Here is a 21,657-nt window from a genome sequence, read left to right as displayed (position 1 = left end):
CCGGGGGTTTTGTGATTACTCGTCGAGGAAGGAGCGTAGATGCTCGCTTCTCGTCGGGTGGCGCAGCTTGCGCAACGCCTTGGCTTCGATCTGACGAATCCGCTCACGGGTCACGTCAAACTGCTTACCAACCTCTTCGAGGGTGTGGTCGGTATTCATGTCGATACCGAAACGCATGCGCAGTACCTTGGCTTCACGGGCAGTGAGGCCGGACAGCACTTCGCGAGTCGCTTCTTTCAGGCTCTCAACGGTTGCAACATCGATTGGCGACTGCATGGTCGAGTCTTCGATGAAGTCACCCAGATGGGAGTCTTCGTCATCACCGATCGGCGTTTCCATGGAGATCGGCTCTTTAGCGATCTTCAATACCTTGCGGATCTTGTCCTCAGGCATTTCCATGCGTTCGCCCAGCTCTTCCGGGGTCGGTTCGCGACCCATTTCCTGCAACATCTGCCGGGAAATGCGGTTGAGCTTGTTGATCGTCTCGATCATGTGCACCGGAATACGGATGGTGCGGGCCTGGTCGGCGATCGAGCGAGTGATCGCCTGACGGATCCACCAGGTGGCATAAGTCGAGAATTTGTAGCCGCGACGGTATTCGAACTTGTCTACCGCTTTCATCAAGCCGATGTTGCCTTCCTGGATCAGATCGAGGAATTGCAGGCCACGGTTGGTGTACTTCTTGGCGATCGAGATCACCAGACGCAAGTTGGCTTCAACCATCTCTTTCTTCGCGCGGCGGGCCTTGGCCTCACCGATCGACATGCGACGGTTGATGTCCTTGATCTCGGCGATGGTCAAACCGGTTTCGGTTTCCAGCGCGGTCAGCTTCTGCTGGCAACGGACAATGTCCGGCTGCAGACGACCAATGGCTTCAGCGTATTTGCTTTTGCCTTTGGCCAGGGCGTCACTCCAGCTTTCGTCGACTTCGTTGCCCGGGAACTGGCGCAGGAAGTCGGCACGCGGCATGCGCGCATCACGAACGCAGAGCTGCATGATTGCACGCTCTTGCTGACGCAGGCGATCCAGGGCACTGCGAACACGCTCGACCAGGGCTTCGAATTGCTTCGGTACCAGTTTGATCGGCATGAACAGGTCGGCCAGGGCCAGCAACTCGGCAATCGCTGCCTTGTTGTGACGACCGTGCTTTTTCAGCGCCTTGCGGGTGATTTCCATCTGATCGGCCACAGCGCCAAAACGCTGGGCGGCGATGATCGGATCCGGACCGCTTTCGGCTTCTTCCTCGTCATCCGAGGCTTCACCGTCTTCGTCGTCGGTGTCGTCATCCGCCTTGACGGCTTTCGCGTCAATCGGTGGCGGCACTTCTGCCGCAGGCGGCGCGATGCCGTCGTCCGGGTCGATATAACCGCTCAGGACGTCGGACAGGCGGCCACCTTCGGTGGTGACGCGGGTGTACTCGGAGAGAATATGATCAACCGTGCCAGGGAAGTGCGCGATGGCGCTCATCACCTCACGGATGCCCTCTTCAATACGCTTGGCGATTTCAATTTCGCCTTCACGCGTGAGGAGCTCCACCGTACCCATTTCGCGCATGTACATGCGCACCGGGTCGGTAGTGCGACCAATGTCGGTCTCGACCGCAGCCAACGCTGCAGCGGCCTCTTCGGCTGCGGCTTCGTCGGTATCGGCGTCGGCCAGCATAAGGGAATCCTTATCTGGCGCAACCTCGAATACGTTGATCCCCATGTCATTGATCATGCGGATGATGTCTTCCACCTGTTCCGGATCTGAAATATCCTCCGGCAGGTGGTCGTTGACCTCCGCGTAAGTCAGGTAGCCCTGCTCACGACCAAGTGTGATCAACTCTTTGATACGAGACTGCTGTTGCGCTTTTCCGGACATAACACCCTATCCACTGAAGGTCTTGGCGGGCAAAAAACAAGCCGAGGATTATACCTGAGCTATGACCTCACGCGCCAGTTGAGGTCGGGTTTGATGCGGAAACATTGCGACTTAAAAGGTCGCGCAGTTGGTTTTTCTCTTCGGTGCTCAATTCACTTTGACGTGCTTTTCGAAGAAGTTGTTCCAGGTTTCGCTCGCGTTGGCGGGCTGACAAGCTAGTAATGGTGTCGAAAAACTGTTGTTCAAGGTTGTCTCCATCAATCAGCCATTCCTTTTCCGCCAAGGCCTTGAGCAAGCGGCCCTGCTCTGTGCCGTGCCAGCGGGCAATCAACTGAATTGAGTTTAGCTTGGGATTCTTCTGCACGGCTTCGAGCAGCGCCACCAGCAATTGTGTGTTGGTGTGATCCTCGGCGGCGAAGTGCCCGGCATCCTCGACTTTCTCGGCCAGTTGCGGGTGATGCAGCAGCGTGCGCAAGGCGGCGAGGGTCGGCGGTTCTACGGCGGCGGGCACTCGTGGCGCGCGGGGTTGATCGCGATCACCGCCTCGTTTGCCATTCTTGTCCCACGGTTTCTTGTCCCATTTCTTGCCTCCTGCACCGGGTTTCTTTGGCGTCCATTCCTGCTGCGGCACATACATGTCCTGTGCCTGCGGCTGATGATAGTCGCTGTAGTCGGGCATCGCGTCGTAATCGATGCCGGGGTCATAGGCCGGCGGTGCTTCCTGCGGGGCGCTTTGTGCCAGCTGGCTCACCGCTTCGCCGCTCAGACCGGTGATTTCGCTCAGGCGCTGACGCATCAGGGTGCGCAGGTTGGCGCCCGGGACTTTGTCGATCAGCGGTGCGGCGAGGGTGGCCATGTGGGCCTTGCCCTCGAGCGAGCGCGGGTCGGCTTCTTCCGTCAATTGCTGGAAGAAGTAGTCGGCCAGAGGTTGTGCATGCTGGTTGATCCGTGCGCGGAAGGCGTCGGTGCCTTCGGAGCGGACCAGGGTGTCCGGGTCCTCGCCCTCGGGCAGGAACAGAAAACGTGCACGACGACCGTCCTGCAAGCTCGAAAGTGTCGCCTCCAGTGCCCGCCAGGCCGCATTGCGACCGGCCTGATCGCCGTCGAAGCAGAACAGCACGCTGGGCACGACGCGAAACAGCCGCTTGAGGTGCTCTTCGCTGGTGGCGGTACCCAGGGTCGCGACGGCATTGCGCAGGCCTTGCTGGGCCAGGGCGATGACGTCCATGTAGCCCTCGACGACGATGATCTCGTCGAGGTTGCGGTTGGTCTTGCGCGCTTCGTACAGGCCGTAGAGTTCCTGGCCCTTATGGAACACCGGGGTTTCCGGGGAGTTGAGGTACTTCGGCTTGTCGTCGCCCAATACCCGGCCGCCAAAGGCAATGACACGCCCGCGGCTGTCGCGGATCGGGAACATCACGCGGTCGCGGAAGCGGTCGTAACGTTTGCCGCTTTCGGCGTTTTCGATCAGCAGGCCGGCATCGATCATGGCTTTTTGTTGCAGGTTATCGCTGCTCAAGTGCTTGAACAGGTTGTCCCAGCCAGGCGGTGCAAAGCCCAGGCCGAAGTCCCGGGCGATTTCGCCGGTCAGCCCGCGACCTTTCAAGTAGTCCACGGCGGCCTTGCGCGATGGATGGCTTTTCAAGGCCTGACGATAAAAGTCCGCGGCGGCGCTGAGCAGCGGATACAGTGGCGAATCGGTCGGCTGCCGCGGCTTGTGCGGGCGGCCGCTTTCTTCGCGGGGGATTTCCATGCCGGCGGCTTTGGCCAGTTCTTCGACTGCCTGGACGAAATCCAGGTTGTCGTGGTCCATGATGAAGCCGAGGGCGTTGCCGCCAGCGCCGCAGCCGAAGCAGTAATAGAACTGCTTGTCGGGACTGACGCTGAACGAGGGGGTCTTTTCCTTGTGGAACGGGCAGCAGGCAGTGTGGTTCTTGCCGGCCTTTTTCAATTGCAGGCGCGAGCTGACCACGTCGACGATGTCGGTGCGGTTCAGAAGGTCGTCAATGAAGCTCTGGGGAATTAGCCCGGCCATGGCGTTCTCGTCATCTGCGCTGAAAGGAGCCCGAAACGTACGGCGACCGAACGCGGGCATTGATTGAAGCGCGCAAAGTGTGCGGCTCGACCAGTGTCGTCTGCGTAATCGCTGTCGGGAAGTGTATCTGCCGAAAATCCACTGACGTTAATGCCAATCAGTATTCGACTGTTTGAATGTGTTGCGCTGAATCCGCTGCGGCCATTCACGGGCCTCGGATAGCTCATCATTCGGCACGCAAGCAGGTGCCTTGGGCTGATCGTCGTGAGAGGAATCAGTGGGTGTGCTCGTCAGTAGCCTTGAAAGGCTCGTCAGAAAAGACGTGCACCGCTGGCAAAAGAGCCAGGTCTGACGCGGTGAAGCAGATTTGTCTCGGTCGCGTCTGCGGCTTCGACAGTGAAGCATCAAGCGTTTTACGCAAATGCCATAAGCCCGGCTGAAGGCCGGGCTTGGCAGAAGCTTGCTACGGTCGTCTGTGTATTAGTACAGACGAACGGCGCGGCGCTGTTCGCGCTGAACTTTCTTGGCGTGACGCTTAACAGCAGCAGCTGCTTTGCGCTTACGCTCAGAAGTTGGCTTCTCGTAAAATTCGCGGCTACGAACTTCAGCCAGTACACCGGCTTTTTCGCAGGAGCGCTTGAAACGACGCAGAGCTACGTCGAAGGGTTCGTTCTCTTTTACTTTGACGGCTGGCATCCAGAGCTACCTTCATTCATTACCGGGGTCAACATCCTCGCGGCAAAAGAGCACTTGAAGACGTCGGTTTTTAAGGGTTGCGGATGTTAACCCCTCATCGCTCGGAATGCAAAGCCTCTGATCGAAAACCGCTGGTCGGGGCATCCCGCGACGACTATTATGCGCGCCTTCGAATTCAGCCTAAACAAGGCGCAAACCCATGCTAGTACTGGGATTAGAAACCTCCTGCGACGAAACCGGCGTCGCATTATATGACAGTGAACGCGGGCTGTTGGCCGATGCGCTTTTCAGTCAGATCGACCTGCACCGCGCCTATGGTGGCGTGGTGCCGGAGCTGGCCTCGCGCGATCACGTCAAGCGCATGCTGCCCTTGATTCGTCAGGTGTTGGCCGAGGCCGACTGCGTGCCGACCGAGATCGACGCCATCGCCTATACCGCGGGTCCTGGCCTGGTCGGTGCCTTGCTGGTGGGGGCTTCCTGCGCCCAGGCGCTGGCCTTTGCCTGGGGCATTCCGGCCCTCGGCGTACACCACATGGAAGGCCACTTGCTGGCACCGATGCTGGAGTCGCAACCGCCGGAATTCCCGTTCGTCGCTTTGTTGGTCTCCGGTGGTCATACGCAGCTGGTTCAGGTCGACGGAATTGGTCAGTACACGCTCTTGGGCGAGACCCTGGATGATGCGGCCGGCGAAGCTTTCGACAAGACGGCCAAGATGATGGGCCTCAATTATCCGGGAGGACCGGAGATCGCTCGCCTAGCAGAGCAGGGTGTTGCAGGGCGTTTTGTCTTCCCGCGTCCGATGTGCGACCGCCCGGGTCTGGATTTCAGCTTCAGTGGCCTGAAAACCTTTGCGTTGAATACCTGGCAGCAGTGCGTCAGTGCCGGGGACGACGGCGAGCAAGCCCAATGCGACATCGCACTGGCGTTCCAGCAGGCCGTGGTGGAGACTTTGACCATCAAGTGCAAGCGTGCCCTTAAAGCCGCCGGCATGAAGCGCCTGGTGATCGCCGGGGGCGTCAGTGCCAACAAGGCGTTGCGCGTTTCTCTGGAGAAAATGCTCGGCGATATGAAGGGCGATGTGTTTTATGCCCGTCCGCAGTTCTGTACCGATAACGGTGCGATGATCGCCTTTGCCGGTTGCCAGCGCTTGCAGGCCGGTCAGCAGGAAAGCCTGGCGATCAGCGTGCAGGCACGCTGGCCGATGGAGCAGTTGTCGGCGTTGTGATGAGCGGCGTTCATGTCCGGCCGCTAGAAATGCCGTTCGCGCCCGGCAAACAGGTCGCGTAGATTGCCGCGGTGGCGCCAGACGATCAGCCCGGTGAGCGTGCTCATGGGCAGCAGGGCCGCCGGTTCTTGCCAGGCCAGCAAAGGCAGGGTCAGCGGCGTGGCGATCAGGGCGGCCAGGGAGCTGGTGCGGGTCAGGTAGAACGTCAGGAGCCAGGCGCAGACCGCCAGAAGGGCGGCGGGCGGGTACAGCCCCAGCAACATGCCGGCAGCGGTGGCGACACCCTTGCCGCCGCGAAAGCGGAAGTACAGCGGAAACAGGTGGCCGATGACGGCATAGACGCCGATCCAGGCTTGCTCCTGCTGCGAAAGGCCCGCAAGGCGCGCTATCAGTACCGGCAGCAGGCCTTTGCAAAGGTCGCCGAGCAGGGTCAGGATGGCGAGTTTCTTGCCGGCCAGGCGCAACATGTTGGTGGCGCCGGCATTGCCCGAGCCACTCATTCGCGGATCGGGGTTACCGGTCAGGCGGCTGAGCAAAATGGCAAAGGACAGAGAGCCGAGCAGGTAGGCGAGGATCGCCAATAACCAAAACATGCTAACTATTCCGGGCGAGGAAGCCCTGATTCTAACGGCGCATTGCGCCCTTGTCGTGTAGCGGAGAGAAGTGCTTGGACAGAGTGTTTATCGAGGGCCTGGAAGTCGACACGGTGATTGGTGCCTACGACTGGGAGCGAGGCATCCGACAGTGCTTGCGTCTTGACCTGAGCTTCGCCTGGGACAATCGCCCGGCCGCAGCCGGTGATGACCTGACCCTGGCGCTCGACTACGCCAGTGTTTCTTCGCGCATCCAGGCGTTTGCCGAGCAGGCGCAATACCAACTGGTCGAGACCTTTGCCGAGCGTCTGGTTGAAGTGCTGATGAGCGAATTCAAGATCACCTGGGTGCGTCTGAAGTTGACCAAGCCCGGCGCGGTCCCGGCTGCCACCGGTGGTGTGGGCGTGGAGATCGAGCGCGGATGTCGCTGACTCAGGTGTACCTCGGGCTCGGTAGCAATATCGAGCGTGAAACCCATTTGCGGGCGGGGCTCGATGCATTGGCGGCGTTCCTTGTCGATATCCGCTGTTCGGCAGTGTTCGAAAGCCAGCCGGTGGGTATCAAGAGCGGTCCGTTCTTCAATTTCGTGGTATCGGCGTATACCGATCTGCCGCTGATGGAGCTTGATCGTCGCCTGAAGTTCATCGAGGCGGATAACGGTCGTTACGCACCGGATCGCCGAGGTTTGCCGCTGGATATCGACGTGTTGTTGTTCGGCGACCTAGTGGGCAACTTCGATGGCCTGATCTTGCCGCGGGCAGAAATCCTGAAAAATGCGTTCGTTCTGTGGCCGTTGTCGCTGATCGCGCCAGACAGAGTGCATCCAGGTGTAGGCAAAAGTTTTGCGACTTTGTGGGGGGAGGCTCAGATCGATCAGGTCTTGGCGCCGGTGGCATTCGAGTGGCGCGGCGAACAGCTGACCCCTTCGAATTTGTTGTAAGGCAAAAGATCGCAGCCTTCGGCAGCTCCTACAGAGGATTGATGTGCACCCTGTAGGAGCTGCCGAAGGCTGCGATCTTTTGCTCTTCAGGCATTGTCTTTGTAGGCCTTCAGCGCCTTGAGCCGCTCACGCTTGATCGCCTCGCCCAACTCTGGTCCCTTGAAACCCTTCTCCAGCAGCGGCTGCACCGCAATACTGCGTGCCGCAGTCGCCGCCCCACGCAGATAATCCGCCTGTGGATAACTTCTCTGCTCCAGCCCTTCGCGTCCGCGCGCATCCATCTCGCATGCCGCGATGAACTCCTCGAACCGCTGTGGCCGACGGTAAACGTCGAAGCTTTGCAACAGTTCCAGCAATGTCGATGGCTTCAGCTCAAGGGCGCGATGCCCGTGGGTGTGGTACTCGCCCACCAGCATTGCCAGTTCCTGGCAGTCTCTCGGCGCCTTGACGCGTTCGTTGACCGCTTTGATCAGCTTCAGGCCTTTGAACTCGTGGGCAATGTGTCGCGGCCACTCCTCCTCTGGCGTCAGGCCCTTGCCCAGGTCGTGCAGCAGGCAGGCCCAGCGCACGGTCAGCGGCTGTTTGTGCAGTGCTGCTTGCTGCAACACGCTCAGGATATGTGCGCCGGTATCGATTTCCGGGTGATGGGCCGGGGGCTGCGGGACGCCGAACAGTGCGTCGACTTCCGGCATCAGCACCTTGAGTGCGCCGCATGCGCGCAACACTTCGATAAACACCTGTGGCTGATCTTCCATCAGGGCGCGGGAGATTTCCTTCCAGCTGCGCTCGGGCGTCAGCGCCTCAAGCTCACCTGACTCGCTGAGTTGACGCATCAGTTCCAGGGTTTGCGGGGCGACGGTAAAGCCCAGCGCGGCATATCGCGCGGCAAAGCGGGCAACGCGCAGGACCCTGAGTGGATCCTCGGCAAACGCCGGGGAAACGTGGCGCAGCAGGCGCGCTTCGAGATCGCGCTGGCCGTGGTAGGGGTCGGTCAGGTTCTGTTGATCGTCTTCGGCCATGGCGTTGATGGTCAGGTCGCGACGGATCAGGTCTTCTTCGAGGGTGACTTCAGGGCTGGCGTGAAACGTGAATCCGCCGTAACCGCGCCCGCTTTTGCGCTCGGTGCGGGCGAGGGCGTATTCCTCGCCGCTTTTTGGATGAAGGAACACCGGGAAATCCGCACCCACCGGGCGAAAGCCCTTGGCGAGCATTTCTTCGGTGGTGGCGCCGACCACGACCCAGTCGATATCGGTGACCGGTATACCCAGCAGGCGATCACGTACCGCGCCGCCGACTTTATAAATACGCATAAAAAACCTCCGTTAGCTCGACAGGATAACCCTTGCATCGAGCTTTCGGAGGCACAAAGCGGATCAAAGATGGATGACAGCCAGGTCCAGTCGACCGTAATCACCTTCACTGTGCTCGTTTCGGGGCGGCACATGGTGGGTTTTCATCACGGTGTCCCCTTGCAGGGTTTCCAGATGAATGTCGAAACCCCAGAGACGGTGCAGGTGTTTGAGCACTTCTTCGGTCGAGTCGCCCAGCGGTTTGCGGTCGTGTTGCTGGTGACGCAGGGTCAGGGAACGGTCGCCACGCCGGTCGATGCTGTAGATCTGCACGTTGGGCTCGCGATTGCCCAGGTTGTACTGTGCGGCCAAGGTTTCGCGGATGATGCGGTAGCCACCTTCGTCGTGAATGGCGGGCACCAGCAGGTCGTCCTTCTGGTCGTCATCGAGAATGCTGAACAGCTTCAGGTCGCGAATCACCTTGGGCGACAGGTACTGCAGGATGAAGCTCTCATCCTTGAAGCTGCTCATGGCGAACTTGATGGCTGCCAGCCAGTCGGTACCGGCGATGTCAGGGAACCAGCGGCGATCTTCTTCCGTGGGTTCTTCGCACATGCGACGGATGTCACGGTACATGGCAAACCCCAGGGCGTAAGGGTTGATGCCGCTGTAGTAGGGGCTGTCGAAGCCAGGCTGGAACACCACGCTGGTGTGGGACGTCAGGAACTCCATCATGAAGCCGTCGGTGACCAGGCCCTCGTCGTACAGATCGTTCATCAGGGTGTAGTGCCAGAAGGTGGCCCAACCTTCGTTCATCACCTGGGTCTGACGCTGTGGATAAAAATACTGGGCGATCTTGCGCACGATGCGCACGATTTCCCGCTGCCATGGCTCCAGCAGTGGCGCGTGTTTTTCGATGAAGTACAGGATGTTTTCCTGAGGTTCGGCGGGGAAGCGCGCGTTGTCCTTGTCGCTGTACTTGTCCGCGCCTTTGGGAATGGTGCGCCACAGATCGTTGATCTGTTTCTGCAAATGCTCCTCCCGGTCCTTTTGCCGGCGGCGCTCTTCTTCCGCGGAAATCGGATAGGGGCGTTTGTAGCGGTCGACGCCATAGTTCATCAGCGCATGGCAGGAGTCGAGCAGGTCCTCGACTGCGTCGATGCCGTGGCGCTCCTCGCATTGCATGATGTACTGCTTGGCAAACACCAGGTAATCGATGATCGAGCTGGCATCAGTCCAGGTGCGGAACAGGTAATTGCCTTTGAAAAAGCTGTTGTGCCCGTAGCAGGCATGGGCCACCACCAGCGCCTGCATGCAGATGGTGTTTTCTTCCATCAGGTAGGCGATGCACGGGTCTGAGTTGATCACGATCTCGTACGCCAGACCCATCTGGCCGCGAGTGTAGGATTTTTCAGTGCTGAGGAAGTGCTTGCCGTAGGACCAGTGGTGATAACCCAGAGGCATGCCGACGGAGGCGTAGGCATCCATCATCTGCTCGGCGGTGATTACTTCGATCTGGTTCGGGTACGTATCGAGGGCGTAACCCGCCGCAATGCGGCTGATTTCGCGGTCGTAGGCCTGGATCAGCTCGAACGTCCATTCGGAGCCGGTGGAAATGGGTTGGCGCTTCTGCTCTTTGGCGGTCATGTCACTAACCTGCGCTGGAAGAGTTCACGGAAGACCGGATAGATATCCCCGGCCGAGACCAGTTGTTGCTGGGCAAACGTGTCGGAAAAGGCTTCGGCGATGCGCTCGTATTCGAACCAAAGGGCCTGGTGTTCGCGCGGGGTGATCTCAACGTAAGTGTAGTACTGCACGAATGGCATGATCTGGTTGATCAGGATGTCGCGGCAGATCGGGGAGTCGTCGTTCCAGTTGTCGCCATCGGAGGCCTGGGCGGCGTAGATGTTCCACTCGTTGCTCGGGTAGCGCTCGGCCATGATCTCCTGCATCAGTTTCAGGGCGCTGGAGACGATGGTGCCGCCGGTTTCCCGGGAGTAGAAAAACTCTTCTTCGTCCACTTCGCGGGCACTGGTGTGGTGGCGAATGAACACGACGTCGATCTTGTCGTAGTTACGTTTGAGAAACAGGTACAGCAGGATAAAGAAGCGTTTGGCGATGTCCTTGGTCGCCTGGGTCATCGAGCCGGACACGTCCATCAGGCAGAACATCACGGCCTTGGAGCTGGGGTTGGGTTGCTTTATGAGCAGGTTGTACTTGAGGTCGAACGTGTCGAGAAACGGCACGCGGTGAATGCGCGCGCTGAGTTTTTCGATTTCAGCTTCGATTTCCTGAATATCACCGAAGTTGTCCGGTTCTTCCTGCTTGAGTCGCAGAAGTTCTTCCTTGGCTTCGCGCAGTTTTGCCCGGCTGCTGCCGGACAGGGCGATGCGTCGGGCGTGGGCTGAGCGCAGGGTGCGGATGATGTTGATCCGCGACGGGTTGCCCTCGTTGCTGATCCCGGCCCGCACGGTCTTGAAGGTGTCGGTGCCGGTCAGGTTGCGTTTGACCAGGTTGGGCAGTTCCAGATCCTCGAACATGAATTCGAGGAACTCTTCCTGGGTGATCTGGAAGACGAATTCGTCCATCCCTTCACCGGAATTGCCAGCCTTGCCGGGGCCTCGGCCACCACCGCCTCCCGGTGGGCGGGCGATATGTTCGCCACTGGTGAACTCCTTGTTGCCCGGGTGCACGACCGTCTGCTTGCCACCGCGACCGTGGTGAAGCACCGGCTCGTCGATGTCGCGGCCGGGAATGCTGATTTGTTCGCCGTGTTCCATATCGGTAATGGAGCGCCGGCTGACCGCCTCTTCGACAGCCTTTTTAATGTGATCACGGTAGCGCCGCAGAAACCGCTGGCGGTTCACCGTGCTCTTGTTCTTGCCATTGAGACGTCGGTCGATCACATAGCTCATAGGGAGCCCTCCGGGCAGCTACAAGTTACAAGCTTCAAGCTACAAGCTCGAAGCTTTCAAAGCAAACAGGAGCCACCAACAGCCTCAAGCGCTCGTACGGTGTGCTTGAGGCTTGTAGCTTGCCGCTTGCAGCTGCCTTACTGTGATTTTCTGACCCGCAGGTACCACTCGGACAGCAGTCGTACCTGTTTGTCGGTGTAGCCCCGCTCGACCATCCGTGTGACGAAGTCGTTGTGTTTTTGCTGGTCCTCCTTGCTGGCCTTGGCGTTGAAGCTGATGACCGGTAGCAGGTCCTCGGTGTTGGAGAACATTTTCTTCTCGATGACCACCCGCAGTTTTTCGTAGCTGAGCCAGGTCGGGTTCTTGCCGTTGTTGTTGGCCCGGGCACGCAGGACGAAGTTGACGATTTCGTTGCGGAAATCCTTCGGATTGCTGATGCCGGCCGGTTTTTCGATTTTCTCCAGTTCTTCGTTCAGGGCTACGCGGTTGAGGATTTCGCCGGTTTCCGGGTCGCGGTATTCCTGGTCCTGGATCCAGAAGTCGGCGTACAGCACGTAGCGATCGAAAATGTTCTGGCCGTACTCGCTGTAGGATTCGAGGTAGGCAGTCTGGATCTCCTTGCCGATGAATTCGATGTAGCGCGGTGCCAGGTACTCCTTGAGGAAGCGCAGATAGCGTTCGCGGGTCTCGGCCTGGAACTGTTCCTGTTCGATCTGTTGTTCCAGCACATAGAGCAGATGTACCGGGTTGGCGGCAATTTCGTGCGGATCGAAGTTGAACACCTTCGACAGGATCTTGAACGCGAAGCGGGTCGACAGACCGTTCATGCCTTCGTCGACACCGGCGTTGTCACGGTACTCCTGGATCGACTTGGCTTTCGGATCGGTGTCCTTGAGGTTCTCGCCGTCGTACACGCGCATCTTCGAATAGATGTTGGAGTTTTCCGGCTCTTTGAGGCGTGAGAGCACGGTGAACTGGGCCAGCATCTTCAGGGTGTCCGGCGCGCAATGCGCCTTGGCCAGCGAACTGTTGAACAGCAACTTGTCGTAGATCTTCACTTCGTCACTGACCCGCAGGCAGTACGGCACTTTGACGATGTAGATCCGGTCGATGAAGGCTTCGTTGTTCTTGTTGTTGCGGAAGGTGTGCCACTCCGATTCGTTGGAGTGCGCCAGCAGGATCCCGGTGAACGGAATCGCACCAAGGCCTTCGGTACTGTTGTAGTTGCCTTCCTGGGTGGCGGTCAGCAACGGGTGCAGCACCTTGATCGGTGCCTTGAACATTTCGACGAATTCCATCAGGCCCTGGTTGGCCCGGCAGAGGGCGCCCGAATAGCTGTAGGCGTCGGCGTCGTTTTGTGGGAACTCCTCCAGTTTGCGGATATCGACCTTGCCCACCAGTGCCGAAATGTCCTGGTTGTTTTCGTCACCAGGCTCGGTCTTGGCCACGGCGATCTGGTTGAGGATCGACGGGTAGAGTTTCACCACGCGGAACTGGCTGATGTCGCCACCGAATTCGGCCAGGCGCTTGGTCGCCCATGGCGACATGATGGTGTTGAGGTAGCGCCGTGGAATGCCGAAGTCTTCCTCGAGGATCGCTCCATCTTCAGTGGAGTTGAACAGACCCAGGGGCGACTCGAAAACCGGCGAGCCCTTGATTGCGTAGAAGGGCACTTTTTCCATCAGTTGCTTGAGCTTCTCGGCCAGGGACGATTTACCGCCACCGACAGGGCCGAGCAGGTACAGGATCTGTTTCTTCTCTTCCAGGCCCTGAGCGGCGTGGCGGAAATACGACACGATCTGGTCGATGCATTCTTCCATCCCGTGGAAGTCTTCAAAGGCCGGATAGCGGCGGATGACCTTGTTGGAGAAGATGCGCGAAAGCCTCGAGTTGGTCGAGGTGTCGAGCAGTTCCGGTTCACCGATGGCCAGCAGTAGACGCTCGGCGGCGGAAACGTAGGCGCTGCGGTCTTTTTTGCACAGCTCAAGATACTCTTGCAGTGAGAGTTCTTCCTGGCGTGTGGACTCGAAGCGTTGTTGGAAGTGGCTAAAGATACTCATGACGTCACCTCGCTCGATACGTGGAGCCGACGCCGGATCACTCAGTCGATGCTGGCAGCAACCGAACAGGCGATTGCTGTTTACCCCCCAGAACTCTCCCGGAGCTGACGACTCCGAAAGCTACTCCCGATGACCCGTGCGCCGGTGTACCGGCTCTCCCCTGTTTTGGATGGCCTGGGCTTAAGGATAGTTGGGAATTCGAGAGGTAAAGGCGAGATACGTAATTAGTTGTGGCAGACCGTTCGTCTGCCACCGCGCTAGCCCGCGGGAGCCGGGGCCTGCAAGGTTACAAAAAAATTATTCGGCAGTGCCTTGCGCCGTTTCCGTCGGATAGGTCGTACGCCACAACTCGAATCCGCCATCCATGCTGTAGACGTCGGAGAAGCCCTGGCTGATCAGGTAGGCGGCCGCACCCTGGCTGGAATTGCCGTGATAACAGACCACCACGGTCGGCGCGTCGAGGTCGGCGCCCTGGATGAAAGCGTGCAGGGAATGATTGTCCAGATGCTTCGAGCCTGCGATATGCAGGGCGGCAAAAGTGGCCGGGTCGCGGACATCGACCACCACCGCGCCTTGCTCGCGCAGGGCCTGGGCCTGTTCCGGGGGGATACGTTTGAATTCGCTCATGGCGGGCTCCTGTGGCTCGGCAGAATGGGCAGTCTAGCGCGGTGCGCTGGCTGGCGATGTTTGGGGAATGGATGAGGCGACTGGCGGTACGGCATGGCCGTGTTCGTCGCATTTGCAGGACAGGCGCTCAAAGCTGTCGACGTTCATCAGGGTCAGGGCGCCGCCCCAGACGCAACCGGTGTCGAGGGCCGAGATGCCAGGCTCATTGATATTGCCTTCCAGTGCTGCCCAGTGACCGAAGATGATCTTCAGGCCCCTGGTCTTGCGCTCCTTGTGTTGGAACCAGGGTTTGTAGCCGGGTGGTGCGGTATCGAGGCCTTCCTTGCTCTTGAGGTCGAGTTTGCCTTCGGCGGTGCAAAAACGCATGCGGGTGAAATAGTTTGTGATCACCCGCAGGCGCGTCACGCCCTTGAGGTCATTGTCCCATTTCGCCGGATCGTTGCCGTACATGCCATCGAGGTAGGGTGGCAGCAGGTTGTCGTCACGCAAGGCGGTCTCGACTTCGGCGGCACACTTCAAGGCTTTGCGCAGCGACCACTGGGGTGGAATGCCGGCATGGACCAGTGCCATGTTGCGCTGTTCGTCGTAGTGCATGAGCTTTTGCTGGCGCAGCCATTCGAGCAGTTCCGCGCTATCCGGCGCTTCAATGATCTCGTGCAGGGTATCGGCCTTCTTCAGGCGTTCGATGTTGCGCCCGGCCGCCAGCAGGTGCAGGTCGTGGTTGCCGAGCACGCACACCAGCGATTCGCGGATGCTATAGAGGAAGCGCAGGGTTTCCAGCGACTGTGGGCCGCGGTTGACCAGGTCGCCCACCAGCCACAGGCGATCGCGTTGAGGGTCGAAAGCCACTTGTTTGAGCAGGCATTGCAAGGCCTGAAGGCAGCCTTGCAGGTCGCCGACAGCGTAGGTTGCCATCAGTGCAGGGCTCCCGGCACCGCCAGGCGGAAGGGTGCGATGATGGCATCGAAATGTTTGCCGTCGTCGGAAAGCATCTGATAGGTACCTTGCATGGTGCCGACCTTGGTGGTCATCACCGTGCCACTGCTGTAGGTGTGGCTCTTGCCGGGGTCGATCAGCGGTTGCTGGCCGACCACGCCTGCGCCGCGGACTTCTTCGACATGCCCGTCACCATCGGTGATGACCCAGTGCCGTGAAAGCAGTTTGGCGGGCATTTCGCCATTGTTTTGCACGGTAATGGTGTACGCGAAGGCAAAGCGGTCGTGCTCGGGTTGCGATTGTTCTGCCAGATAGCGGGTGACGACGCTGACGTCGACCTGATAACGAGGATCGGACATGCAAGGGGCCTTAAAAACGAAGCGGGACGCGGGGCGTAGCTGATGGGTTTCAGTCTAGGCCAAGTATCGGGTAGTAGACCAGAGTGGCGTCCTACCCGATAGCGCTCATCGCCTGTCAGTTCGCGGCAGGCTTTTGTGGCGCTTGCTCGCTGAGCTTGTCAGCCAGGCGCACGAAGGCGGCCAGGTCGAGCTGCTCGGGACGCAGGCTGCCATCGACGCCGGCGGCTTCGATTTCGGCATTGCTCAGCAGCAGCTTGAGGGTGTTGCGCAGGGTCTTGCGGCGCTGGTTGAACGCTTCGCGCACGACGCGCTCCAGCAGGCGGTGATCCTTGGCCGGGTGCGGCAGTACCGCGTGGGGCACCAGGCGCACGATGGCTGAATCGACTTTCGGTGGCGGGTTGAACGCGCCCGGGCCGACGTTGAACAGGTGCTCGACCCGGCAATGGTACTGAACCATGATCGACAGACGGCCCCAGTCACCACCACCCGGACCGGCAGCCAGGCGCTCGACCACTTCCTTTTGCAGCATGAAGTGCATGTCGCGGATCAGGTGCGAGTTGTGCAGCAGGTGAAAAATCAGCGGCGTGGAGATGTTGTACGGCAGGTTGCCGACCACTCGCAGGCTGCCTGGCGCGGCATTCAGGCTGTTGAAGTCGAACTTCAGCGCATCACCCTGATGCAGGTTGAAGTTGTTCTTGCCGGCAAACTGCTGGTTGAGGATCGGGATCAGGTCCTTGTCCAGTTCCACCACGTCGAGTTGCGCGCCGCTGCTGAGCAAACCTTGGGTCAGTGCGCCCTGGCCCGGGCCGATCTCCAGCAGGCGGTCTTCTGCCTTGGCATGGATGGAGCGCAGGATGCGGTCGATAACGCCGGCATCGTGCAGGAAGTTCTGGCCAAAGCGTTTGCGCGCCTTGTGTTGGTATTGCTCGGTCATAAACGGGTCTCGGCCATCTGGTAGGCGGTTTCCAGGGCGACTTGCAGGCTGCCGGTGTCGATCTTGCCGCTGCCGGCCAGATCCAGGGCGGTGCCGTGGTCGACCGAGGTACGGATGATCGGCAAGCCGAGGGTCACGTTGACTGCCGCGCCGAAGCCTTTGTACTTCAGCACCGGCAGGCCCTGGTCGTGGTACATCGCCAGCACCGCATCGCAGTGCTCCAGATATTTGGGGGTAAACAGAGTGTCGGCGGGCAGGGGGCCGCGAAGGTCCATGCCCTCACCACGCAGGCGCTCTAATGTGGGTTCGATGATATCGATTTCTTCATGGCCCAAGTGCCCGCCTTCACCGGCATGCGGGTTGAGCCCGCAGACCAGGATGCGCGGCCGGGCGATGCCGAATTTGTTTTGCAGGTCGGCGTGCAGGATTCGCGTGACGCGCTCCAGCCGCTCCGGCGTGATGGCATCGGCAATCTCGCGAAGGGGCAGGTGAGTGGTCACCAGGGCTACGCGTAAGCCACGAGTGGCCAGCATCATCACCACTTGCGCGGTGTGGGTCAGGTCGGCAAGGAATTCCGTGTGCCCGGAAAAGGCGATGCCGGATTCGTTGATGACGCCTTTGTGCACCGGCGCGGTAATCATCCCGGCAAAATCCCCGCTCAGGCAGCCTTGGCCGGCGCGGGTCAGGGTTTCCAGGACGAACGCAGCGTTGGCCTTGTCCAGTTGTCCGGCGGTGACCTTGGCGCTGAGCGGTGTGTCCCAGACATACAGGCTGTTGGCTGGCGCGGGTACATCCGGCCAGTTGTCCGGGGTGACCGGCAGCAAGTCGACCGCCACGCCCAGTTGCGCGGCCCGCTCGATGAGCAGGTCGCGGCTGGTAATGGCAATCAGGGGATGGGGCTGGGCTTGCGAGGCGAGCAGCAGGCACAGGTCGGGACCTATGCCGGCTGGTTCACCGGGTGTCAGCGCGAAACGTTGGAGTTTCACTGCGCTGCCTGGTCGGCGCCAGGGAGTTTGATTTCCACGTACGCTTCGTCACGGATCTGACGCAGCCAGGTTTGCAGCTCTTCGTCGTATTTGCGGTTACGCAAAACGGTCATGGCTTGCTGCTCGCGAGCCTGGCTGGTGCTGTCGGTGGCGCGACGGCCCAGAACTTCCAGCACATGCCAGCCGTATTGAGTCTGGAATGGCTTGGACAGCTGACCTTGCGGGGTCTTGGCCATCACTTCGCGGAACTCGGGCACCAGCGCGTTCGGGTCGATCCAGTTCAGGTCGCCGCCGTTGAGGGCGGAACCCGGGTCTTCCGAGTAGTTTTTCGCCAGCTCACCGAAGTCTTCGCCAGCCTCGATACGACTGTAGAGCGATTCGGCCAGGGCCTTGGTTTTCGCTGCGTCGCGGATCGGGCTCGGCTTGACCAGGATGTGACGTACATGCACTTCGTCGCGCATCTGCGTCTCGCCGCCACGCTTGTCGAGGATCTTCAGGATGATGAAGCCGCCCGGGGTACGCATTGGCTGGGTGACATCACCCACCGGCATGGTGCTCAGCAGGCGATCGAACGGCGGAGGCAATTGAGCGGCTTTACGCCAGCCCATGTCACCACCTTCCAGAGCGGTTTCGCTGGCGGATTTGGCGATTGCCAACTGACTGAAGTCAGCGCCTTGCTTGAGCTGCTGGTAAATCGCATCGGCCTGTTTGGCGGCACTCTGAATCGCTTCGGAGTTGGCGCTTTCCGGCGTAGGAATCAGGATGTTGGCAAGGTGGAACTCTTCGGACAGCTGCATTTTGCCCAGGTCGGACGCCAGGAAATTCTTCACTTCCTGCTCGGAGACCTGAATGCGTTCGGCGACCCGACGCTGGCGCACGCGGCTGATGACCATTTCGCGACGGATCTGCTCACGTGCGTCGTCGTAGGACAGACCGTCGCGAGTCAGGGCGGCGCGGAACTGCTCGATCGACATGTTGTTGCGCTGGGCAATGGTGCCGACGGCCTGGTTCAATTCTTCATCGGTAATGCGGATGCCGGAACGCTCGCCGATCTGCAATTGCAGGTTTTCGACGATCAGGCGCTCAAGTACCTGCTGCTCCAGCACGCTGGACGGCGGTACGGCAGAACCACGCTTGGCAATGGTTTGCTGAACTTCATGGACGCGTCGGTCCAGTTGGCTCTGCATGACCACGTCGTTGTCGACGATGGCCACCACTTTATCGATGGACTGCACGGCGGCACTGGCCGCAGTACTCAGGAACAGCGCGCCCAGCATCAGCGGGCGCAGACAATCAGAAAGCTTGGTCTTCACGTTCACGATAACCTTGAATGCCTTTGTCGAGGAAGCTCTCTGCCTTGGCGCCGGTGAGGCCGCCGAGTCCCTTCAGAACAATTTGGAGGAAGACGCCATGGTCGCCTTTTTCGTTTTCCGGTGCCTGCTGGCTGAACTCGTCGTAATCAACGAAGTAACGGTTGATCAGGCGCAGTTTCCAGCAGCAGCTGTCGTACTCGAAGCCACCGAAGGCTTCCAGGGTACGGTTGCGGTTGTAGTCATACTGCCAGCGGCTGATAGCGCTCCATTGCGGCACGATCGGCCAGATCACCGAGAAGTCGTGCTGTTCGATCTTGTAGTAGTCCTTCACGAAGCCTGGTTGGCCAGGGGTGCCGTAGTCGCCGCCGAACTGCCATTGACCGGTGTTCTGGTTGTAGATCACCTGGTCGTTACGATAGCGATAGCCAAGGTTGACGATCTTGTTCGGGTTGTCTTCAGGCTGGTAGTGGAACATCGCGCTACCCGAGCGAGGGCTGCGGCTGTCCGGGTCCCAGTTGTAGTCGGCCGTGGTGCGCCAGTCGCGGTTCCAGCGATATTCGTATTCCAGCGCATAAGGCGAAACATTCGAATGTGCATCGGCGCGGGTTTTTGGATTGATACCTGGCAACTGAACTTCGCGGTCCTTGAAGTACAGGGCCTGGCCAACACTGATGCGTTGGCGCTCGAAACCGCTGTCTTCGATCCAGCGGCTGGTCAGGCCCAGGGACAGTTTGTTCTCGTCGCCGACACGGTCGGAGCCGGAGAAACGGTTGTCACGGAACAGCGACGCAAAGTTGAAGGTGTATTCGCTGGTGTCGAACACCGGAATGTCTTCCTGGTCGACCTCAGGCACGTACAGGTAGAACAGGCGCGGCTCCAGGGTCTGGCGGTAGTTCTTGCCGAAATACTGGGTATTGCGATCGAAGTACAGGCCGCTGTCGATGCTGGCAATCGGCACGCCGCGGTTCTGGTTGCTGTCGAAATTGCCGTTGAAATTTTTAGTCCCGGCGGCAGCTGCGGCCTGATTTTGCTGCGCGATCTGACTTTTGCCGGTACCGTCCAGATCCAGTTGGTACTGGGTGTACTGGTACTTGAGCTTCGGTGTCAGGAAGCCGTACGTCGTGTTCATCGGCAGGCTCATGGCGGGCGCAAGATTCAGACGGTCGCCATTGGCGCGAGCCAGACCTTGAATGTTGTTATCGATACGGGGAGAGCCGACGCCATCTTCGTCAAAGTAGGTCCCGCTCTGCAGATCCCGGTCAAACCGCACGAGCTCGGTGTTGTACGTGAAATCCAGGCCTTCCGGATGGTAAGGCAGCATACCGTCGAGGGTGAGCTGCGGCAGGCGGTCGTACGGGGTAATGTTCGATACGCTCGCCAGTTCGTATGCCTGGGCGTTCGCGCGAGCGGTATAGCCCTCGCCGCGATAGGTCACGGAACCCTGCTGGTTCACGTAGTCGTTGCTTTTTATGCCAATCTGGTCGGTCTGCAGATCCTGGAAGTAATACGGATCGCTGATCTTGGTGTAGTCGACTTGCGTGAGTACTCGCGAGTCGAGGCCACCCTTGTGCTGCCAGTTGTACATGTAGCGGGTTTTTTCGGAGTCGGACTGTTTGTCGCGCTCGTTGCTTTCGTCGTTGAGGTACGCCGCACCGAACTGGCCTTCGCTGGACTTGGTCAGGTAGCGGAACTCGCCTTCCATCAACAAACCGTGCTTTTCCATGTAGCGCGGGTACAACGTGGCATCGTAGTTCGGCGCCAGGTTGAAGTAGTACGGGGTGACCAGCATGAAGCCGGTATCGCTGCCGGTGCCGATGGTCGGCGGCAGGAAGCCGGACTGGCGACGGTCATCGATCGGGAAATAGATGTACGGCGTGTACAGGACCGGAATGTCCTTGACCCGCAGCGTCACGTTGGTCGCCGTACCGAAACCGGTGGCCGGGTTCAGGGTGATGTTGTTGCCCTTGAGCTGCCAGGCGTTGCTGTTCGGTTCGCACGTGGTGTACGTACCATCCTTGAGGCGGATGATCGCGTTCTCGGCGCGTTTGGCGTACAGCGCATTACCGCGGATGCGTGATTTGTGCATCACGTATTCGGCGTTGTCGACCTTGGCTTCACCGGTGTCGAGTTGCACGTCGGCGTGGTCGCCCACGATCAGCGCGCCATTGTCGCGAATGCGCACGTTGCCATTCAGGTCGCCACGGCTCTCGGCCTGGTACAGGTTGGCTTCGTCGGCTTCGACCTGCATGCTGCCCTGGCGCATGACGACGTCGCCGGCCAGGGTCGCGACTTGCTCATCCTGCTTATAGCGGGAGGCTTTTGCGCCGATAAAGGTAGGCGCGTCACTTTTATCCGTCTTGTCATTCATGCCAGGACGAATCGGTTCGATATAGGAACCAGAGCAATAAGGACCGGTTTCAGCCAATTGTGCGGCGGTGAGCTGCTCGCGGGGAACCCAGTCGAGGTGACTGTAGTCTTCGCTACGCGACTTCAGGCCACGGCCTTTGGATTCGGTGACCAGCACCGGCTTGGCGCCAGTGTCTTCACTGGAGCCGTTCTCGGCCGGGGCTTCGCCGGTGGCGGAAACTGCGCTGCCGTCATGGACGGGACGCGGTGGCAATGCAGCCGCCGGCGTCTTTGGCGCGCAGTCCCAGGAGCCCGAAGCAGAGACTGAGCAGTCAAACTGTTCCGCGGCGACCACGTAGGAAGTGGCAAGGGGTTGCAGCGCCAGCAAACTGCCGGTAACCAACAACGGAAATTTTTTACGAAACGCGGGGGATTTCAATGCCATCTTATTAGTCCGGGCTTCCTGCGTGCCATCTGCCCGCGGTGTGGGCCGCACGCCTCTCGATGGTCTGAAAAAGATGCTGGATAATAAAGCATGAC

Annotated in this window: 18 protein-coding genes; 3 read left to right on the top strand and 15 right to left on the bottom strand. The window is 59.6% G+C overall.

Annotated elements, in window-relative coordinates; all coding sequences use genetic code 11:
• Positions 1 to 15: 15 nt before the first annotated feature.
• The 3 genes from rpoD to rpsU all read right to left on the bottom strand — a co-directional run bounded on the left by rpoD (position 16) and on the right by rpsU (position 4,594).
• On the bottom strand, positions 16 to 1,863 hold the full coding sequence (gene rpoD / locus ACEN83_RS27755) for an RNA polymerase sigma factor RpoD (RefSeq protein ID WP_007980239.1): 1,848 nt from the start codon (positions 1,861 to 1,863) through the stop codon (positions 16 to 18).
• Positions 1,864 to 1,930: 67 nt separating this feature from the next.
• Positions 1,931 to 3,898, bottom strand: coding sequence for a DNA primase (gene dnaG, locus ACEN83_RS27750; RefSeq protein ID WP_495578904.1), 1,968 nt, complete (start codon positions 3,896 to 3,898; stop codon positions 1,931 to 1,933).
• 480 nt (positions 3,899 to 4,378) lie between these two features.
• Positions 4,379 to 4,594, bottom strand: coding sequence for a 30S ribosomal protein S21 (gene rpsU / locus ACEN83_RS27745; RefSeq protein WP_002551877.1), 216 nt, complete (start codon positions 4,592 to 4,594; stop codon positions 4,379 to 4,381).
• Between the two features lie 199 nt (positions 4,595 to 4,793).
• Between rpsU and tsaD the strand changes: the two genes are divergently transcribed.
• Positions 4,794 to 5,819, top strand: a complete 1,026-nt coding sequence (gene tsaD, locus ACEN83_RS27740; RefSeq protein ID WP_116582253.1) for a tRNA (adenosine(37)-N6)-threonylcarbamoyltransferase complex transferase subunit TsaD — start codon at positions 4,794 to 4,796, stop codon at positions 5,817 to 5,819.
• Between the two features lie 23 nt (positions 5,820 to 5,842).
• Here tsaD and plsY read toward each other — a convergent pair whose 3' ends face one another.
• Entirely contained in the window at positions 5,843 to 6,412 is a 570-nt protein-coding gene (gene plsY / locus ACEN83_RS27735) for a glycerol-3-phosphate 1-O-acyltransferase PlsY (protein WP_007993197.1), read from the bottom strand.
• A gap of 74 nt (positions 6,413 to 6,486) precedes the next feature.
• Between plsY and folB the strand changes: the two genes are divergently transcribed.
• Together folB and folK are read left to right on the top strand one after the other, a co-directional pair.
• A complete protein-coding gene (gene folB, locus ACEN83_RS27730; RefSeq protein WP_007980224.1) occupies positions 6,487 to 6,843 on the top strand; it encodes a dihydroneopterin aldolase in 357 nt (118 codons plus the stop codon).
• Entirely contained in the window at positions 6,834 to 7,352 is a 519-nt protein-coding gene (gene folK, locus ACEN83_RS27725; RefSeq protein WP_429391702.1) for a 2-amino-4-hydroxy-6-hydroxymethyldihydropteridine diphosphokinase, read from the top strand. The genes folB and folK overlap by 10 nt, the downstream gene beginning before the upstream one ends.
• An 86-nt stretch (positions 7,353 to 7,438) precedes the next feature.
• Here folK and ACEN83_RS27720 read toward each other — a convergent pair whose 3' ends face one another.
• From ACEN83_RS27720 to ACEN83_RS27670, 11 genes are all read right to left on the bottom strand, one after another.
• A complete protein-coding gene (locus ACEN83_RS27720) occupies positions 7,439 to 8,662 on the bottom strand; it encodes a multifunctional CCA addition/repair protein (RefSeq protein WP_495578903.1) in 1,224 nt (407 codons plus the stop codon).
• A gap of 63 nt (positions 8,663 to 8,725) precedes the next feature.
• Positions 8,726 to 10,288: a SpoVR family protein gene (locus ACEN83_RS27715; RefSeq protein WP_007980219.1), complete on the bottom strand. Its 1,563-nt coding sequence runs from the start codon at positions 10,286 to 10,288 to the stop codon at positions 8,726 to 8,728.
• Entirely contained in the window at positions 10,285 to 11,556 is a 1,272-nt protein-coding gene (locus ACEN83_RS27710) for a YeaH/YhbH family protein (protein ID WP_007980218.1), read from the bottom strand. The genes ACEN83_RS27715 and ACEN83_RS27710 overlap by 4 nt, the downstream gene beginning before the upstream one ends.
• A 137-nt stretch (positions 11,557 to 11,693) precedes the next feature.
• Positions 11,694 to 13,616 carry a PrkA family serine protein kinase gene (locus ACEN83_RS27705; RefSeq protein WP_007980217.1) on the bottom strand — a complete coding sequence of 641 codons (1,923 nt, stop codon included), beginning with the start codon at positions 13,614 to 13,616 and terminating at the stop codon, positions 11,694 to 11,696.
• A 297-nt stretch (positions 13,617 to 13,913) separates the two neighbouring features.
• Entirely contained in the window at positions 13,914 to 14,243 is a 330-nt protein-coding gene (gene glpE, locus ACEN83_RS27700; RefSeq protein ID WP_116582250.1) for a thiosulfate sulfurtransferase GlpE, read from the bottom strand.
• A gap of 33 nt (positions 14,244 to 14,276) precedes the next feature.
• A complete protein-coding gene (locus tag ACEN83_RS27695; RefSeq protein WP_116582249.1) occupies positions 14,277 to 15,158 on the bottom strand; it encodes a symmetrical bis(5'-nucleosyl)-tetraphosphatase in 882 nt (293 codons plus the stop codon).
• On the bottom strand, positions 15,158 to 15,538 hold the full coding sequence (gene apaG / locus ACEN83_RS27690) for a Co2+/Mg2+ efflux facilitator ApaG/CorD (protein ID WP_007980214.1): 381 nt from the start codon (positions 15,536 to 15,538) through the stop codon (positions 15,158 to 15,160). Before apaG ends, ACEN83_RS27695 begins: the two co-directional genes overlap by 1 nt.
• Before the next feature lie 115 nt (positions 15,539 to 15,653).
• Complete coding sequence (gene rsmA / locus ACEN83_RS27685) at positions 15,654 to 16,472, bottom strand: 16S rRNA (adenine(1518)-N(6)/adenine(1519)-N(6))-dimethyltransferase RsmA (protein ID WP_495578902.1); 819 nt, start codon at positions 16,470 to 16,472, stop codon at positions 15,654 to 15,656.
• Complete coding sequence (gene pdxA, locus ACEN83_RS27680) at positions 16,469 to 17,458, bottom strand: 4-hydroxythreonine-4-phosphate dehydrogenase PdxA (RefSeq protein WP_116582248.1); 990 nt, start codon at positions 17,456 to 17,458, stop codon at positions 16,469 to 16,471. The genes rsmA and pdxA overlap by 4 nt, the downstream gene beginning before the upstream one ends.
• Positions 17,455 to 18,777, bottom strand: a complete 1,323-nt coding sequence (gene surA, locus ACEN83_RS27675) for a peptidylprolyl isomerase SurA (RefSeq protein ID WP_495578901.1) — start codon at positions 18,775 to 18,777, stop codon at positions 17,455 to 17,457. Before surA ends, pdxA begins: the two co-directional genes overlap by 4 nt.
• On the bottom strand, positions 18,752 to 21,562 hold the full coding sequence (locus ACEN83_RS27670) for an LPS-assembly protein LptD (protein WP_495578900.1): 2,811 nt from the start codon (positions 21,560 to 21,562) through the stop codon (positions 18,752 to 18,754). The genes surA and ACEN83_RS27670 overlap by 26 nt, the downstream gene beginning before the upstream one ends.
• Positions 21,563 to 21,657 lie beyond the last annotated feature (95 nt).

The sequence above is a fragment of the Pseudomonas sp. Pseusp49 genome, from assembly GCF_059491875.1.
This window is presented reverse-complemented; position numbering and strand designations above follow the sequence as displayed.

What these genes read in the sequence shown, in the direction of transcription:
- glpE (WP_116582250.1), bottom strand. Translation starts at nt 14,243, where the DNA reads ATGAGCGAATTCAAACGTATCCCCCCGGAACAGGCCCAGGCCCTGCGC.
- ACEN83_RS27670 (WP_495578900.1), bottom strand. Translation starts at nt 21,562, where the DNA reads ATGGCATTGAAATCCCCCGCGTTTCGTAAAAAATTTCCGTTGTTGGTT.
- ACEN83_RS27715 (WP_007980219.1), bottom strand. Translation starts at nt 10,288, where the DNA reads ATGACCGCCAAAGAGCAGAAGCGCCAACCCATTTCCACCGGCTCCGAA.
- rpoD (WP_007980239.1), bottom strand. Translation starts at nt 1,863, where the DNA reads ATGTCCGGAAAAGCGCAACAGCAGTCTCGTATCAAAGAGTTGATCACA.
- ACEN83_RS27720 (WP_495578903.1), bottom strand. Translation starts at nt 8,662, where the DNA reads ATGCGTATTTATAAAGTCGGCGGCGCGGTACGTGATCGCCTGCTGGGT.
- rpsU (WP_002551877.1), bottom strand. Translation starts at nt 4,594, where the DNA reads ATGCCAGCCGTCAAAGTAAAAGAGAACGAACCCTTCGACGTAGCTCTG.
- dnaG (WP_495578904.1), bottom strand. Translation starts at nt 3,898, where the DNA reads ATGGCCGGGCTAATTCCCCAGAGCTTCATTGACGACCTTCTGAACCGC.
- rsmA (WP_495578902.1), bottom strand. Translation starts at nt 16,472, where the DNA reads ATGACCGAGCAATACCAACACAAGGCGCGCAAACGCTTTGGCCAGAAC.
- plsY (WP_007993197.1), bottom strand. Translation starts at nt 6,412, where the DNA reads ATGTTTTGGTTATTGGCGATCCTCGCCTACCTGCTCGGCTCTCTGTCC.
- tsaD (WP_116582253.1), top strand. Translation starts at nt 4,794, where the DNA reads ATGCTAGTACTGGGATTAGAAACCTCCTGCGACGAAACCGGCGTCGCA.
- ACEN83_RS27705 (WP_007980217.1), bottom strand. Translation starts at nt 13,616, where the DNA reads ATGAGTATCTTTAGCCACTTCCAACAACGCTTCGAGTCCACACGCCAG.
- folK (WP_429391702.1), top strand. Translation starts at nt 6,834, where the DNA reads ATGTCGCTGACTCAGGTGTACCTCGGGCTCGGTAGCAATATCGAGCGT.
- ACEN83_RS27710 (WP_007980218.1), bottom strand. Translation starts at nt 11,556, where the DNA reads ATGAGCTATGTGATCGACCGACGTCTCAATGGCAAGAACAAGAGCACG.
- ACEN83_RS27695 (WP_116582249.1), bottom strand. Translation starts at nt 15,158, where the DNA reads ATGGCAACCTACGCTGTCGGCGACCTGCAAGGCTGCCTTCAGGCCTTG.
- apaG (WP_007980214.1), bottom strand. Translation starts at nt 15,538, where the DNA reads ATGTCCGATCCTCGTTATCAGGTCGACGTCAGCGTCGTCACCCGCTAT.